Origin of the sequence: Streptomyces boninensis, assembly GCF_048572725.1 — a bacterium.
Taxonomy (GTDB): domain Bacteria; phylum Actinomycetota; class Actinomycetes; order Streptomycetales; family Streptomycetaceae; genus Streptomyces; species Streptomyces boninensis.
Genome location: NZ_CP183837.1, coordinates 910225 through 925553, shown reverse-complemented (window position 1 = coordinate 925553; position 15329 = coordinate 910225). Strand labels below are relative to the sequence as shown.

12 protein-coding genes are annotated in these 15329 nt (G+C 73.1%); 11 read left to right on the top strand and 1 reads right to left on the bottom strand.

Annotated features, from left to right (window positions below):
• Positions 1–4: 4 nt before the first annotated feature.
• From ACNNMR_RS04150 to ACNNMR_RS04120, 7 genes are all read left to right on the top strand, one after another.
• Complete coding sequence (locus ACNNMR_RS04150) at positions 5–1957, top strand: protein kinase domain-containing protein (protein WP_419993127.1); 1953 nt, start codon at positions 5–7, stop codon at positions 1955–1957.
• Between the two features lie 71 nt (positions 1958–2028).
• A complete protein-coding gene (locus ACNNMR_RS04145) occupies positions 2029–4011 on the top strand; it encodes a beta-ketoacyl synthase N-terminal-like domain-containing protein (protein WP_419993126.1) in 1983 nt (660 codons plus the stop codon).
• Positions 4008–5570 carry an amino acid adenylation domain-containing protein gene (locus ACNNMR_RS04140; protein ID WP_419993125.1) on the top strand — a complete coding sequence of 521 codons (1563 nt, stop codon included), beginning with the start codon at positions 4008–4010 and terminating at the stop codon, positions 5568–5570. The genes ACNNMR_RS04145 and ACNNMR_RS04140 overlap by 4 nt, the downstream gene beginning before the upstream one ends.
• A gap of 12 nt (positions 5571–5582) precedes the next feature.
• The gene (locus ACNNMR_RS04135) at positions 5583–6767 is read left to right on the top strand and encodes an NAD(P)/FAD-dependent oxidoreductase (protein WP_419993124.1); all 1185 of its coding nucleotides are present in this window, start codon (positions 5583–5585) and stop codon (positions 6765–6767) included.
• A gap of 63 nt (positions 6768–6830) precedes the next feature.
• Positions 6831–8378, top strand: a complete 1548-nt coding sequence (locus tag ACNNMR_RS04130; protein ID WP_420000255.1) for a phytoene desaturase family protein — start codon at positions 6831–6833, stop codon at positions 8376–8378.
• 59 nt (positions 8379–8437) lie between these two features.
• Positions 8438–8731, top strand: coding sequence for an ArsR/SmtB family transcription factor (locus ACNNMR_RS04125; protein ID WP_419993123.1), 294 nt, complete (start codon positions 8438–8440; stop codon positions 8729–8731).
• On the top strand, positions 8728–9120 hold the full coding sequence (locus ACNNMR_RS04120) for a VOC family protein (protein ID WP_419993122.1): 393 nt from the start codon (positions 8728–8730) through the stop codon (positions 9118–9120). The genes ACNNMR_RS04125 and ACNNMR_RS04120 overlap by 4 nt, the downstream gene beginning before the upstream one ends.
• On the opposite strand, the gene ACNNMR_RS04115 is transcribed toward ACNNMR_RS04120, so the two are convergent.
• The gene (locus ACNNMR_RS04115) at positions 9117–10886 is read right to left on the bottom strand and encodes a serine hydrolase (RefSeq protein ID WP_419993121.1); all 1770 of its coding nucleotides are present in this window, start codon (positions 10884–10886) and stop codon (positions 9117–9119) included. The two genes, ACNNMR_RS04120 and ACNNMR_RS04115, sit on opposite strands and share 4 nt — an antisense overlap.
• 160 nt (positions 10887–11046) lie before the next feature.
• On the opposite strand from ACNNMR_RS04115, the gene ACNNMR_RS04110 reads away from it, so the two are divergent.
• The 4 genes from ACNNMR_RS04110 (at position 11047) to ACNNMR_RS04095 (ending at position 15325) form a co-directional block, all read left to right on the top strand.
• Positions 11047–12153: an NAD(P)H-dependent flavin oxidoreductase gene (locus tag ACNNMR_RS04110; RefSeq protein ID WP_419993120.1), complete on the top strand. Its 1107-nt coding sequence runs from the start codon at positions 11047–11049 to the stop codon at positions 12151–12153.
• Positions 12150–13703, top strand: coding sequence for an acyl-CoA synthetase (locus tag ACNNMR_RS04105; RefSeq protein WP_419993119.1), 1554 nt, complete (start codon positions 12150–12152; stop codon positions 13701–13703). The genes ACNNMR_RS04110 and ACNNMR_RS04105 overlap by 4 nt, the downstream gene beginning before the upstream one ends.
• Before the next feature lie 12 nt (positions 13704–13715).
• Positions 13716–14558 carry an alpha/beta fold hydrolase gene (locus ACNNMR_RS04100; RefSeq protein ID WP_419993118.1) on the top strand — a complete coding sequence of 281 codons (843 nt, stop codon included), beginning with the start codon at positions 13716–13718 and terminating at the stop codon, positions 14556–14558.
• A 71-nt stretch (positions 14559–14629) separates the two neighbouring features.
• Entirely contained in the window at positions 14630–15325 is a 696-nt protein-coding gene (locus tag ACNNMR_RS04095; RefSeq protein ID WP_419993117.1) for an alpha/beta fold hydrolase, read from the top strand.
• The last annotated feature ends 4 nt before the right edge of the window (positions 15326–15329 follow it).

The window sequence follows — 15329 nt, the reverse complement described above, 5'->3', positions numbered from 1 at the left end:
GCGGATGGCGGACGCGGCGGATACGACTGAGGCGGCACAGGAGACGGGCACCCTGCTGGTCCAGGGGCGCTACCGGCTGCTGGAGATGATCGGGCGCGGCGGCATGGGCGAGGTCTGGCTGGCGCTGGACGAGTCGCTCGGGCGGCGGGTCGCGGTCAAGTGCCTCAAGCCGTCCTCGGGGCCGCGCGGCGATGAGCAGACGTTCACGCAGGTGGTCCGCGAGCGGTTCCGGCGGGAGGCCAGGGTCGCGGCGTCGCTGCAGCACCGCGGGGTCACCGTCGTGCACGACTTCGGGGAGGACGGCGGCGTCCTCTTCCTGGTGATGGAGCTGATGCTCGGCGGGAACCTGAGCCAGGTCCTCGCGGCGGGCGGCGGGGTCCCGATGGCGGTCGACGACATCGTCGACATCGCCGAGCAGACCGCGGCCGCGCTGGCGTACACCCACGACCAGGGCATAGTCCACCGCGACCTGAAGCCGGAGAACATCCTGCGGGCGCCCGACGGCACCGTGAAGATCTGCGATTTCGGCATCGCGCGGCTTGCGCATGACATCGGTTTTACGTCGAAGGTGGCCGGGGGCACGGGTGGCGTGGCGATGGGCACGCCGCACTACATGTCGCCCGAGCAGATCGCGGGCACCGGGGTCGACCAGCGGAGCGATCTGTACTCGCTGGGCTGCGTGCTGTACGAACTCGTCACCGGTGTCCCGCCGTTCGACCTAGAGGACGCCTGGTCGGTACTGGTGGGCCACCGCTATACGGAGCCGGAGCCACTGCGGCCGCGGCGCCCGGACGTGCCGGAGTATCTGGAGCTGGCGGTGCTCGGGCTGCTGGCGAAGGAGCCGGACGACCGGCCGGTGGACGCGCTGGAGTTCCGGCGGCGGCTGCTGGCGGGGCGCGAGCGGGAGGCCGCGGCACGGCTGGCGGGGATGGCGGGGCAGCCGGAGGCGGTGGCGGAGCGCGTCGAGGCGGCCGGCCCGCAGCCGGTGGCGCCGGAGCAGCACGTACCGCCGTCGGCGGCGCCGGGGCAGCCGGTGCGGCCGTCCGCCGGGCCGGGGCAGCCCGTGCCACTGGCCGCCGGGCCGGGGCAGCCCGTACCGCCGTCCGCCGCGCCCGGGCAGCCCGTGTCACCGCCTGCCGCGCCGGGGCAGCCCGCATCGCCGCCCGCCGCGCCGGGACAGCCCGTACCGCCGTCCGCCGCGCCGGGACAGCCCGCATCACCGCCTGCCGCACCCGGGCAGCCCGCATCACCGCCCGCCGCGCCGGAAGCCCCGCGGCCCGCCTCGGACGCTCCCCTCCCCGCCTGGGCCGACGGCGTCTCCTCCGGCTTCGCGGCGATCGGTCGCGGCGTCCGGCCGAGCCCCGTGTCGCCCGTCACTGCGCTGAACGCCGTCTGGACCACCGGCCGCCAGGTGGCCCCCGCGGCGCCCACCGTCCCGGACCCGCCGGCGCCCGCCGCCCCCGACCAACCGGCCCTCGACCCACCGGCCCCCGGCCTCGGCGCGGATCTCACCGCCGACCTCGAACGGCGGCACGAGGCCGGCGTCGCGCTCGGCCGCGACGAGCGGTGGGCCGAGGCCCTTGGCCACTACCGCACGCTCGCCGCCGACCAGGCCCGCCTCCTCGGCCCGAACGACCCCGCGACGCTGCGCTCCCGGTACTGCGTCGGCGTCAGCCTCGGCCGCCTCGGCCGCTGGGACGAGGCACTCGCCGAGGCCGACGGCGTGCACACCGCCCGCACCGCCGCCCTCGGCGCCGAGCACCCCGACACCCTGGTCAGCCGCCGCGAGATCGCCGTAGCCCTCGGCTGGCTGGGCCGCTGGGACGAGGCGCTGCCGCACTACCGCGCGGTCGCCGACGCCCGCACCCGCGTGCTGGGCCCGGCCCACCCCGACACCGAGGCCAGCCGCCAGGACGAGACCCAGTGCCTGCGGCGGCTGGCCGCCGGCCGGCCGTAGGAGCGCTGCCGTTCTTCGGCGAGGACCGAAACTGCATCCTTCTGGCCGCGGCCGATCGCACCATGTGTGGCATGAAGCAGTTAACGGGGGACGTAAGCGCGCGTTCGGTGGCGGTGATCGGCATGTCCTGCCGACTGCCCGGCGCCGTGGGGGCCGAGCAGCTCTGGGAGCTGCTGTGCGCGGGCGCCGACGCCACGAGCGAGACACCGGCCGAGCGCTATGACGTGGACGCGCTGTACGCGCCGAGCCCGCAGCCAGGGGCGATCGGGAGCCGCCGCGCGGGCTATGTGGCGGATATCGCGGGCTTCGACGCCGCGTTCTTCGGGATGTCGGACGGCGAGGCCGCGGCCCTGGATCCGCAGCAGCGGCTGCTGCTGATGACCGCATGGGAAGCGCTGGAGGACGCGGGCCTGCCCGCGCACCGGCTGGCGGGCAGCAGAACCGGCGTCTTCGTCGGGAACGCCCGCGCGGACCATCTGGAACAGCAATTCCGGCGGGGGCTGCGATCCGTAACTCCGGCCCTGTTCGACAACTTCCGCGCGCTGATCCCGGGCCGGCTGTCGTACGCATTCGACTTCCGGGGCCCGAGTCTGCTGCTGGACACGGCCTGTTCGTCCTCGCTCGTCGCCGTGCACACCGCCGTGCAGAGCCTCCGTGCCGGGGAGACCCCGCTGGCGCTGGCCGCCGGGGTCAGCCTTGCGCTGCGCCCTGACGAGGGCGTCATGATGACGCAGGCCGGTTCGCTGGCCGCGGACGGCCGCAGCAGGTTCGGCGACGCGGACGCCGACGGATTTGCGCCGAGCGACGGCGTGGGCGTCGTCGTCCTCAAGCCCCTCGCCGACGCGCTCGCCGACGGGGACCGCATCCGGGCGGTGATCGAGGGCAGCGCCGTCGGCAACGACGGCCGCACCAGCCGATCGCCCCTGGTCCCCTCGCCGGAGGGACAGACCGAGGTGCTCCGGTGGGCCTACGAGGACGCCGGGGTGGCACCGGCTGACGTCGACTTCGTCGAGGCGCACGGGGCGGGCTCACCGACGTTCGACCCGATCGAGCTGAACGCGCTCGGCGAAGTGCTCGGCGAGGGCCGCCCCGCGGACCGGCCGTGCCTCGTCGGCTCGGTCAAGACGAACATCGGCCACACCGAGGCCGCCGGCGGCATCGCCGGGCTGATCAAGACCGTACTCAGCCTCGAACACGGGCAGCTCCCGCCCAGCCTGCATTTCAACACCCCGCATCCGAAGGTCGCGTGGGACGCGCTGGCGCTGTCCGTACCGGCCGGTCTTACGGACCTTCCGGATCGCGGGAGGCCGGCCGTGGCGGGTGTCTCCGGGCAGGGTGCCTCCTGCCTGAACGCGCATCTGGTGGTCCGGCAGGCGGAGGTGCGGAGCCCGGCCGCTGCTGCGCCTCCGCGGCCGGACAGGCCATACGTCCTGGCGCTGTCCGCGCGGTCGCCGGAGGCGCTGGCGGACCTGGTCCGGGCGTACGCGGCGTATCTCGGTCCCGAAGGGCCGGGGGCCGCGCACGCCCTCCGTGACATCTGCTTCACCGCCGCGGTGCGCCGCGAGCATCACCCCTTCCGGACGGCCGTCGTGGGGGCGTCGCACGAGGAGCTGATCGCGGCCCTGAGGGAGTACGGGCCCCATGGCACCGACGGCTCCGGCAGCGCCGCCGAGGCCGCTCGCCGGTACCGCGCGGATGAAGTGGTCGACTGGGAAGAGCTGTTCGAACCCCCGGGCCGCTTCGTTCCGGTACCCGGCCACCCCTGGCGTACGCGGCACTACGGCCCCGGCGCACCGGCGCCGCAAACATCGCCACAGCCGCGGGGAGCGGCCGGCGACCTCGTGACCGCCGTGCTGCGGGAACACGCGCGCACCGCCTACTCGGAGAGCTCCCAGCTGTCGGAGATCGGCATTGATTCGCTGGCGAAGGTGCGGATCATCGTGGAGCTGTCCACCAGGTACGGGCATCAGGCCGACCCGGACGAGCTCACCGCCGTGCGCTCCGTCGGCGCGCTGCGGCAGTGGCTCCAGGCCGTGGAGGCGCGGTCGGCATGAGCGTTCCGCGGAACCTGTACGAGTGGTTCGCCCGTTCCGCCGACCGCTTCGGCGATGCGCACACGGCGCTGGAGGCAGGCGAAGAGCGGCTGTCCTACGGGGAGCTGCGGCATCTGGCGGAGCGGCTCGCGGAACGGCTGGTCGCCGCCAACGGCGGGTTGGCGCCCCGGCGGGTCGGGCTGCTGACGGACCGTTCCGGCACCACATACGCCGGCTACCTTGCCGTGCTGCGCACGGGAGCCGCCGTCGTACCGCTCAACCCGGACTATCCGGCGGCCCGCACCGCGGCGATGGCCGCCGCCGCGGGAGTGGACCTCATTCTGGCCGACCCCGCCGGAGCCGGCTCCGGCCCCGTTCCCGGGGTTCCGATGCTCGTGGCCGGGCCGCACGACCGGGCGGAACCCGGCAGCGGCGGCGGTCCGCTGCCACCGTGTCCGACCGGTGGCGACGACCTTGCGTACGTCATCTTCACCTCGGGCTCGACCGGCACCCCCAAAGGGCTGCCGATCCTCCACCGGAATGCCTGCGCGCTGCTGTCCCATGCGGTGCCGGGGAGCGAGGCCGGGCCCGGCAGCAGGTTCTCCCAGGCCTGGCCGCTGACTTCGGACGGCTCGGTGTACGACATGTTCGTCGCCTGGGGCTGCGGGGGGACGCTCGTGGTGCCGACGGGCGGTCCGCTGCTGTCGCCGGTCTCCTTCATCAACGACCGCCGGATCACGCACTGGTTCTCGGTGCCGTCGCTGATGTCCTTCGCGTTGCGCCTGGGCACGCTGACGCCGGGCGCGATGCCCACGCTGCGCTGGAGCCGGTTCGGCGGCGAGGCGGTGCCGCTGGACGCCCTGCGGGCCTGGCAGGCGGCTGCTCCGGGCGGACGGCTGGAGGCCGTCTACGGCCCGACCGAGACCACGGTCATCGCCACCGGCTACCGGTTTCCGCGAACCGTGGCGGAATGGCCCCGTACCCCCAACGGAACCGCCCCGATCGGCACGGGCTTCCCCGCCGTGGAAACCGCCCTCCTGGACGAGAACGGGAATCCTGCCACGACCGGCGAGCTGTACCTCCGGGGACCGCAGCGCTTCCCCGGCTACCTGGATGAGCGGGACAACGCCGGACGGTTCCGCCTCCTCGACGGGGGCGCCGCGACCGCCGCCCCCGTCCGTACGCAGCCGACCGAGCGGCACTGGTACCGCACCGGAGACCGCGCGACCCTGCGCGACGGCCAGCTGGTGCACCTGGGGCGTACGGACCACCAGGTCAAGATCAGGGGGCACCGCATCGAGCTGGAGGAGATCGAGGCGGTCCTGCGGGAGGTGAACGGCGTCCGGGACGCGGTCGTCCTGGCCGTACCAGGCCAGGACGGGGAGCCCGAGTTGGCCGCGGCGGTCACCGGAAGCGCCGGCGCCGACTCCGGCCGCATCCATGTCGACCTGGCCACGCGCCTGCCCACGCACATGCTCCCGCACCGGATCACCGCCTTCGCCCAGCTGCCGGTCAACTCGAACGGGAAGTTCGACCGGCACGCCCTGCGCACGGCACTCGCCGGCGAACCCCACCGCTGAGCGAGGTCTGCCATGTTCGATGCCATTGTGGTCGGCGCGCGCTGCGCCGGATCACCCACGGCCATGCTGGTCGCCCGCGCCGGCTACCGCGTGCTCCTGCTCGACCGGGCGTCCTTCCCCTCCGACACCCTCTCCACCCACGTCATCCACCAGCCCGGGGTCGCGGCGCTCGCCCGCTGGGGCCTGCTCGACGCCGTCCGCGCCTCCGGCTGCCCGCCCCTGGACCGGACGGTGTACGAGGTGGCGGACATTCGCCTCGAAGGGTGCGCGCGGGGCGTGGAGGGGCAGCGCTCCGGTTACGCCCCGCGCCGCCGCGTCCTGGACGCCGTCCTCGTGGACGGGGCGCTCGCGGCCGGCGTCGAGCTGCGCACCGGCTGCACGGTGACGGGCCTGCTGCGCGACCGCCTGGGCCGGGTGGTCGGGGTGGAAGGCAGCAGCGGCGGAGCGCCCTTCGCCGAGCGTGCCCGCCTGGTGATCGGTGCGGACGGCATGCGCTCCACCGTCGCCCGGCTCTGCGACGCCCCGTTCACGGCGCGGCACCCGAGGCTGACGTGCGCCTACTACGCGTACTGGGAGGACGTCCCCGCGGCACTGGAGCTGTTCGAGATACCGGACGGCTGGGTCGGCGCGGTCCCCACCAACGACAACGCCACCCTCGTACTCGCCTACTTCCCGCAGTCCCGCTTCCGCGACATCCGCACCGACATCCACCGCGCCTACGCGGACCAGGTGCGCGCCTGCGCGCCCGCCCTGTACGAACGGCTGGCAGGCAAGCGCCCCGTAGAACGCCTCCGGGGGACCGGCGACCAGCAGAACTTCTTCCGCCGACCGGCCGGCCCCGGCTGGGCCCTGGTCGGCGACGCCGGGCACCACAAGGACTCCATCACCGCCCGCGGCATCTCCGACGCCTTCTGGCAAGCAGAATCCCTGGTCCGCCACATCGGCGACCGCCTGGACGGCGCCCCGCCCGCCCTCGACGGTGCGCTGGACGCGTACGCCGCGGAACGGGACGCCTGCCTGCTGCCGGGCTACGAGGCGACCCTGGCGGTGGCCCGGCTGGCACCCCACGAGCAACGCCTCTCCCTGCTGCGAGCGGTGCGCTCGGACCCCGAGCTCACGGCGATCTACTTCGACACGGTCGCCGGAATCGCCTCCGCGGAGGCCCTCTACACCCCGAAACTGCTCGCCCTGCTCTGAACCCGCCGGCCGCCCTTGTGGGCCGCCCTGGCCTGCGGGGACCGCCCCGTGTTACGAAGAGCCATGCGCACCACCTCGTACGACGCCGTCGTCATCGGCGGCGGCCACAACGGCCTCACCGCCGCCGCCTACCTGGCCCGGGCGGGCCGCTCGGTCCTGGTCCTGGAGCGCCTGGACCACACCGGCGGCGCCGCCGTCTCCACCCAGGCCTTCGCCGGCGTGGACGCCCGCCTCTCCCGGTACTCGTACCTGGTCAGCCTGCTGCCGCAGAAGATCGTCGACGATCTGGGGCTGCGCTTCGCGGTGCGCAAGCGCGAGGTCTCCTCGTACACCCCGACAAAGCGCGGCGGCCGCGCCACCGGCCTGCTCGTGGAGCGATCCGCCACCGCCACGCGCGACTCCTTCGCCCGCCTGACCGGCGGCGACCGCGAGTACGAGGCCTGGCAGCGCTTCTACGGCAGCACGCAGCGCCTCGCCGAGCGGGTCTTCCCCACCCTGACCGAGCCGCTGCCGAGCCGCGCCGAGCTGCGCGCCAGGATCGGCGACGACGCGGCCTGGGACGCCTTCTTCGAGCGGCCGCTCGGCGAGACGGTCGAGGCGCACTTCGCCGACGACCTGGTCCGCGGCATCGTCCTCACCGACGGCCTCATCGGCACCTTCGCGAGCGCGCACGACCCGTCCCTGCGCCAGAACCGCTGCTTCCTGTACCACGTCATCGGCGGCGGCACCGGCGACTGGGACGTGCCCGTGGGCGGCATGGGCGCGCTCACCGACGCCCTGGCGGGGGCCGCCCGTACGGCAGGGGCCGAGCTCGCCACCGGCTGCGAGGCCACCGCGATCGCCACCGACGGCCGCACGGCCGAGGTCACGTACCGTACGGCCGAGGGGGAGGCCACCGTCGCCGCCCGGCACGTCCTGGTCGGCGCCTCACCCGAGGCCCTGGCAGGCCTCCTCGGCGACCCGCCCCCCGAGCCCGCCGAGGGCGCCCAGCTCAAGGTCAACATGCTTCTGCGCCGCCTGCCCCGCCTGAAGGACCGGGCGGTGGACCCGCGGCAGGCCTTCGCGGGCACCTTCCACATCGCGGAGGACTACGGGCAGCTGGAGACCGCCTACCGCCAGGCCGCCGCCGGCGAACTCCCGCAGGCGCCGCCGAGCGAGATCTACTGCCACTCGCTCACCGACCCCTCCATCCTCGGCGCGGACCTGATCCGCGACGGCTATCAGACCCTCACCCTCTTCGGCCTGCACGCCCCGGCCCGGCTCTTCGCCGACGGCAACGACACCGCCCGCGAGGCGCTGCTCAAGGCCACCCTGGAACAGCTCGACGCCGTCCTCGACGAGCCCATCGCCGACGTCCTCGCCACCGACGCCGACGGCCGCCCCTGCATCGAGGCCAAGACCCCCCTCGACCTGGAGCGCGACCTGCGCCTTCCCGGCGGCAACATCTTCCACCGCGACCTCTCCTTTCCGTACGCCACGGGGGACACCGGCCGCTGGGGCGTGGAGACCGCGCACGCGAACGTGCTGCTGTGCGGCGCGGGCGCGGTCCGCGGCGGCGGGGTGAGCGGCATCCCGGGGCACAACGCGGCGATGGCGGTGCTGGGCGGCTGAGCCGCCGCTGACCTGGCGCCGACTTGATAGGCAAGTAGAGACTTGCCTATGGTGGAGGCGTGCCAGATGATGTTTTCAAGGCGCTGTCCGACCCGACCCGCAGAACGATCCTCGACGAGCTGACGGAGCGGAACGGCCAGACCCTCTTCGAAATCTGCGCGCGGCTGTCCGGCAAGCACGGTCTGGGCCTGTCACGACAGGCGATCAGCCAGCACCTGGCCGTACTGGAAGCCGCGGGACTGATAAGGACGCGGCGCGAGGGCCGCTACAAGTTCCACGACCTTGACCCCGAACCGCTTGAGCAGATCGTCTCGCGCTGGCTCAAGCCCACCGCACCGGAGACCGAAGAATGAAGATCTACGTCGCCCAGGTATTCGTCGACGACCAGGCCAAGGCCGAGCGCTTCTACACCGACGTGCTCGGCTTCGTGAAGAAGCACGACATCCCGCTCGGCGGCGACGCCCGCTGGCTGACCGTCGTCTCGCCCGAAAACCCCGAGGGCGCCGAGCTGCTGCTGGAGCCGTCCGGCCACCCCGCGGTCCCGCCGTACAAGGAGGCGCTGGTCAATGACGGGATTCCGGCGACCTCCTTCGAGGTGAAGGACGTGCACGCGGAGAGCGCCCGGCTGAAGGAGCTGGGGGTGGAGTTCACGCAGGAGCCGATGAACGCGGGGCCGGTGACCATGGCCGTGTTCGACGACACCTGCGGGAACCTGATCCAGATCATCCACCACAACAGCTAGTCGGCCGAGGCGGTCCAGCCCTTCGCCTCGATACGGGACGCGTCCTTTCGGCGGGAGTCGTCGAAGAGGACGTCGTCCCCGTCCGCGACCCGGACGGCGTCCACGTACACGCCGCGTCCGACGTAGCGCAGGTCCGTGGCGTACCGCCAGCGCAGTCGCAGCACCTTGCCGCGCCATCCCGCCAGCGGGGCCTCGGCCTTGTGCCAGACGCGGCCCGACCAGCCGTCGACCGACCCGCTCGGGTGCTCGGCCGGCTCCTGCCCGCGCGCCCGCGTGGTGAACGGGACCGGCTCCCACGTGCTGCCGCCGTCCGCCGACGCCTCCAGGGACACCGCGTCGGCGGCCGGTTCCGTATCCCACCAGAGGCCGAAGGTCAGCTTCGTACGGGCGCCGGGGACGGTGAGCTCCGGCAGGGTCAGCGTGGCCTCCGTCTGGCTGGCCATGCCGGAGAACCAGGCTGTCCGGCCCGACGCCGGCCGCACCGGAACCGCCCTCGCCAGGTCGTTCGCGGTGGCGACCCGCGGCGCGCTGCCCGAGCGCCAGGAGCGGACCGGGTGGACCGAGTTGCCGAGGAGGACCAGGAAGGAGTCGGTGCTCGGGTCCAGGACCAGCGAGGTGCCCGTGAAGCCCGTGTGGCCCGCGGTGCCCGGCGTGGCCATCGCGCCCATGTACCGGTGCTGGTAGAGCTCGAAGCCGAGGCCGTGCTCGTCGCCGGGGAAGTCGGTGTTGAAGTCCGTGAACATCAGGTCCACGGACTTCTCGGACAGGATCCGCGCACGCCCGTACGAGCCGCCGTTCAGCAGCGTGCGCGCCAGCACCGCCAGGTCCCAGGCGCACGAGAAGACGCCCGCGTGTCCGGCGACGCCGTCGAAGGAGAAGGCGTTCTCGTCGTGCACCTCGCCCCACACCAGGCCGCGGTCGAGGCCGGACCACGGCTTGCGGGCGTCCTCTGTGGCGGCGATCTTCGGCTGCCAGGAGGCGGGCGGGGCATAGCGGGTACGGGTCATGCCCAGCGGCCCGGTGATCTCGTCGCGGAGCAGCACATCCAGCTTCTTCCCGGTGAGCTCCTCCAGGACCAGCTGCAGCGAGATCAGATTGAGGTCGGAGTAGAGGTACTTGGTGCCCGCCGGGTTGGCGAGGGGCTGCTTCCACAGGCGCTGCAGCTTCGCCTCCCAGGTGGGCTCCTCGTACAGCGGGATCCATGAGGTGAAGCCGGAGGTGTGCGTGAGCAGCTGCCGTATCGTCACGGCCTCCTTGCCCGCCGCGCCGAATTCCGGCAGATACGAGGCCACCGGGGCCTCCAGCTCCAGCTTGCCGCGCTCCAACTGCTGGACGGCCAGCAGGGAGGTGAAGAGCTTGGAGACCGACGCCAGGTCGAAGACCGTGTCCATCGACATGTCGATCTGCTTGTCCGGCGGGAATTCGACACCCGTGTCCGTGGCCTCGTCATAGCGCTGGTAGCGCACGGCCTTGCCGATCGCCCGCTCCAGCGCGACCGTACGGCCCCGGCCTGCCAGCATCACCGCGCCCGCGTACCAGGGGTACTTGGGGGAGGGGCCGAGGAAGGACCGCGCGTCCTCGACGAGCTGGTCCAGCCACTCCGGCAGCAGCCCCGCCTGCCGCGCCGACCCGCGGCGCAGCGTCATCCCGCCGCCCGACGTCTTGGTGCTCTCCACCGCACCAGCTGTACCCGATCCGAGCGCCGCCACGATCACCGCCCCGCCGAACGCGGCCCCCACCTGTCTGCGCGTGATCCCCTCCGCCATCCCGGCCACCCCTCCCACCCTCGCTGAAAGAATCTTCCAACTTCCCTCGCTCGCCCGAAACTTTCTGCCGGAGCCGCACCCCTGTCAAGACCGCCGAGGAATCTGACGCAGTGTCAGAAAACCTCTTCCTTCGTCCGCCCCGCTGCGGCATCCTGCGCCCATGCAGACGGAACTGAGCAGGAAGCTGGGCATCGAGCACGCCGTCTTCGGCTTCACGCCGTTCCCGGCGGTGGCGGCGGCGATCTCCCGGGCGGGCGGCTTCGGCGTGCTCGGCGCGGTCCGCTACGGCGCCGGGGAGGAGCTGGCCCGCGATCTGGACTGGATGGAGGCCAACACCGGCGGCCGGCCGTACGGCGTCGACGTCGTGATGCCCGCCAAGAAGGCGGCCGAGGGCATCTCGATCGAGGACATCGAGGCGATGATCCCCGAGGGGCACCGCCAATACGTGCAGGAGACCCTCGCCAAGTACGACGTCCCCGCCATGGAGGGCGAGTCCGGCTGGCGGATCACCGGCTGGATGGAGGACGTCGCCCGCTCCCAGGTCGACGTCGCCCTCGAATACCCCATCAAGCTCATCGCCAGCGCCCTCGGCTCGCCCCCGCCGGATGTGGTCGAGCGGGCGCACGACCGCGGCATCCTCGTCGCCGCGCTCGCCGGCTCCGCCCGGCACGCCCAGCGCCACCAGGAAGCGGGTCTCGACGTCGTCGTCGCCCAGGGTTACGAGGCCGGCGGCCACACCGGCGAGATCGCCTCCATGGTCCTCACCCCCGAGGTCGTACGGGCCGTCTCTCCGCTGCCCGTGCTGGCCGCCGGCGGCATCGGCAGCGGCGAGCAGATCGCCGCCGGGCTCGCCCTCGGCGCCCAGGGCGCGTGGCTCGGCTCGATCTGGCTCACCACCACCGAAGCCGACCTGCACTCCCGCGCCCTCACCGAAAAGCTCCTGGCCGCGGGCTCCGGCGACACCGTCCGCTCCCGCGCGCTGACCGGCAAGCCCGCCCGCCAGCTGCGCACCGAGTGGACCGACGCCTGGGACAGCCCGGACGGGCCCGGCACGCTGCCGATGCCACTGCAGGGCCTGCTGGTCGCGGACGCCGTCTCCCGCATCCAGAAGTACGAGGTGCAGCCGCTGCTCGGCACCCCGGTCGGGCAGATCGTCGGCTCCATGAACTCAGAACGCAGCGTGCAGCAGGTCTTCGACGACCTCACCCGCGGCTTCGAGCACGCGGTCGACCGGATCAACGAGATCGCCGGAAGGAACGACGCATGACAGCGCAGGCCCCCAACGGCTTCTGGGCGCAGGCCGCCGCCGACCCCGACCGGGTCGTCCTCATCGCCCCCGACGGCGAGGAGTGGACCGCCGCCCGGCTGCACGCCGAGTGCAACCGCCTGGTGCACGGCCTGCGCGCGGCGGGCCTGTCCACCGGCGACGCCTTCGCGGTCGTGCTGCCGAACGGACCCGAGCTCTTCACCGCCTACCTGGCCGCCTTCCAGGCGGGCATGTACCTGGTGCCGGTCAACCATCACTTCGTCGGCCCGGAGATCGCCTGGATCGTCTCCGACTCCGGCGCAAAGGTGCTGATCGCGCACGAGCGCTTCGCCGCGGAGACCACGGCGGCCGCGGACGAGGCGGGCCTGGCGGCCGAGGGCCGGTACGCGGTCGGCGAGGTGCCGGGCTTCAGGCCGTACGCCGAACTCCTGGAAGGGCAGCCGGACACCGCGCCCGACGACCGCAGCATGGGCTGGGTCATGAACTACACCTCCGGCACCACCGGGCGCCCCCGCGGCATCCGCCGCCCGCTCTCCGGCAAGCCCCCGGAGGAGAACTACCTCGGCGGCTTCCTCGGCATCTTCGGCATCCGCCCCTTCGACGACAACGTGCATCTCGTCTGCTCGCCGCTCTACCACACGGCCGTGCTGCAGTTCGCGGGCGCGTCACTGCACATCGGGCACCAGGTGGTGCTGATGGACAAGTGGACGCCCGAAGAGATGCTGCGGCTGATCGATACGTACAAGAGCACCCACACGCACATGGTGCCGACCCAGTTCCACCGGCTGCTGGCGCTGCCCGAGGACGTACGGGCCCGCTACGACGTGTCGTCCATGCGGCACGCCATCCATGGCGCCGCGCCCTGCCCGGACCATGTGAAGCGGGCGATGATCGACTGGTGGGGGACCTGCGTCGAGGAGTACTACGCGGCGAGTGAGGGCGGGGGCACGTACGCGACCGCCGAGGACTGGCTGAAGCGTCCTGGGACGGTCGGGAAGGCCTGGCCGATCAGCGAGATCGCGGTCTTCGACGATGACGGGAAGCGGCTGCCTGCCGGGGAGCTCGGCACCGTCTACATGAAGATGTCGACCGGCGGCTTCAAGTACCACAAGGACGAGGGCAAGACCCGGAAGAACCGGATCGGGGACTTCTTCACCGTCGGGGATCTCGGCTTCCTGGACGAGGACGGTTATCTCTTCCTCCGCGACCGCAAGATCGACATGATCATCTCGGGCGGCGTCAACATCTACCCGGCCGAGATCGAGTCCGCGCTGCTCACCCACCCCGCCGTCGCCGACGCCGCGGCCTTCGGGATCCCGCACGACGACTGGGGCGAGGAGGTCAAGGCCGTGGTCGAGGCCGCCGAGGGGCAGGCGGCGGGCCCGGAGCTGGCGGACGCGATTCTCGCGCACTGCGAGCGGCAGCTCGCCGGCTACAAGCGGCCGAAGTCGGTGGACTTCGTGGAGCACATGCCGCGCGACCCGAACGGCAAGCTGTACAAGCGCAGGCTGCGTGATCCTTATTGGGTGGGGCGGGAGCGGCCCGTCTGACACGATCGGCGGATGCCGACCTTCACCTCGTACGACGGGACCGAGCTCGCCTATCACCGTCAGGGCGCGGGCCCGCCGCTCGTCTGCCTGCCCGGCGGGGCGATGCGGGCCTCCGAGTACCTCGGCGACCTGGGCGGGCTGGCCGCGCACCGGACGCTGGTCAAGCTCGACCTGCGCGGCACGGGGGACTCGGCGGTGCCGGCCGACCCAGGGACGTACCGCGTCGACCGGCAGGTCGCGGATGTGGAGGCGCTGCGCGTCCACCTGGGCCTCGATGCCTTCGACCTCCTCACGCACTCGGCGGGCGGGGCGCTGGCCACGCGGTACGCCTTCGCGTACCCGCGGCGGGTGCGGCGGCTGGTGCTGGTCACGCCAGGGCTGTGGAATCTCGGGCTCGGCGATGACCTGGAGATGCGGCGGGAGGCGCTGGAGCTGCGCACGGGCGAGCCCTGGTACGGGGAGGCGAAGGCGGCCCTGGACAAGATCGCGGTGGGGGAGCTGGGGCCCGAGGTGTTCGACGCGGTGCGGCCGCTCACGTACGGGCGGTGGGACGCGGCGGCGCGGGAGCATGCCGCGGGACGGATCCACCAGTTCAACTTCGATGCCCAGGCCACCTATGCCGCACCCGGCATCGACGACCCCGACGCCGCTCGCGCGGAAGCGGCCCGCTTCACCGCCCCTGTGCTCGTCCTCGCCGGGGAGCTGGACGGCTATCCGCGGCCCCGTACCGCCGACGAGGCAGCCGCGCTCTTCCGCGCCGGAGAGGCGGTCGTGCTGCCCGGCGCCGCGCACTTCCCGTGGCTCGATGACCCCGCCCGCTTCACCGCCGCCGTGTCCGGCTTCCTGGACCGCTGACGCCGCGCGCCCGTGCTCCGCACGGACCGTGGGGGTGCGGAACCGCTTCTCCGGCGGGTAGCGTCGCTCGCATGAGCGAGCTGATCACGGTCCGGGGGAGCGGCGCGACCATCGCGGCGCGCCGGTGGGGCCGGCCCGACGCGCCGCCCCTGGTGCTGCTGCACGGGCTCGGGGCGAGCGGCGCCGACTGGGACCGGATCGCGCCGAGCCTCGCGGCCGACTGGCAGGTGTTCGCCGTCGACCTGCGCGGGCACGGCTACAGCGACTGGCCGGGGGAGTACGCGTTCCCGCAGTTCGGCGAGGATGTCGCGGCCTTCATCGCCGGCCTCGGGCTCGGGCCCGTACACCTCGTCGGGCACTCGCTCGGCGGCATCACCGCCCAGTTCGTCGCCGTGAAGCGGCCCGAGCTGGTGGCGCGGCTCGTGCTGGAAGAGGCGCCCGCCTTCCTGCCCGCCGAGCCGCGGCAGGAGGTGCCGCCGCGGCCCGAGGACCCGGGCTTCGACTGGGAGGCGAAGGTCCAGATCGTGCCGCAGCGCAATGACCCGGACCCGCGCTGGTACGAGCAGATCGCCGACATCGCGGCGCCCACGCTGCTGATCTGGGGCGGCGCGGACAGCTTCCTGCCGGAGGCCGACTTCAAGGACGTGGCCGCGCGCATCCCCGACGCCCGCCTCATCACCATCGAGGCCGGGCACCTGGTGCACGCCACCCGGCCCGACGAGTTCGTGGCGGCCGTACGGGAGTTCCTGCTGTCCGCGTCTTGCTAACCAG

Bases quoted from the DNA above. Each gene is read 5' to 3' on its own strand.
- ACNNMR_RS04150 (WP_419993127.1), top strand. From the start codon at position 5: ATGGCGGACGCGGCGGATACGACTGAGGCGGCACAGGAGACGGGCACC.
- ACNNMR_RS04145 (WP_419993126.1), top strand. From the start codon at position 2,029: ATGAAGCAGTTAACGGGGGACGTAAGCGCGCGTTCGGTGGCGGTGATC.
- ACNNMR_RS04140 (WP_419993125.1), top strand. From the start codon at position 4,008: ATGAGCGTTCCGCGGAACCTGTACGAGTGGTTCGCCCGTTCCGCCGAC.
- ACNNMR_RS04135 (WP_419993124.1), top strand. From the start codon at position 5,583: ATGTTCGATGCCATTGTGGTCGGCGCGCGCTGCGCCGGATCACCCACG.
- ACNNMR_RS04130 (WP_420000255.1), top strand. From the start codon at position 6,831: ATGCGCACCACCTCGTACGACGCCGTCGTCATCGGCGGCGGCCACAAC.
- ACNNMR_RS04120 (WP_419993122.1), top strand. From the start codon at position 8,728: ATGAAGATCTACGTCGCCCAGGTATTCGTCGACGACCAGGCCAAGGCC.
- ACNNMR_RS04115 (WP_419993121.1), bottom strand. From the start codon at position 10,886: ATGGCGGAGGGGATCACGCGCAGACAGGTGGGGGCCGCGTTCGGCGGG.
- ACNNMR_RS04110 (WP_419993120.1), top strand. From the start codon at position 11,047: ATGCAGACGGAACTGAGCAGGAAGCTGGGCATCGAGCACGCCGTCTTC.
- ACNNMR_RS04105 (WP_419993119.1), top strand. From the start codon at position 12,150: ATGACAGCGCAGGCCCCCAACGGCTTCTGGGCGCAGGCCGCCGCCGAC.
- ACNNMR_RS04100 (WP_419993118.1), top strand. From the start codon at position 13,716: ATGCCGACCTTCACCTCGTACGACGGGACCGAGCTCGCCTATCACCGT.
- ACNNMR_RS04095 (WP_419993117.1), top strand. From the start codon at position 14,630: ATGAGCGAGCTGATCACGGTCCGGGGGAGCGGCGCGACCATCGCGGCG.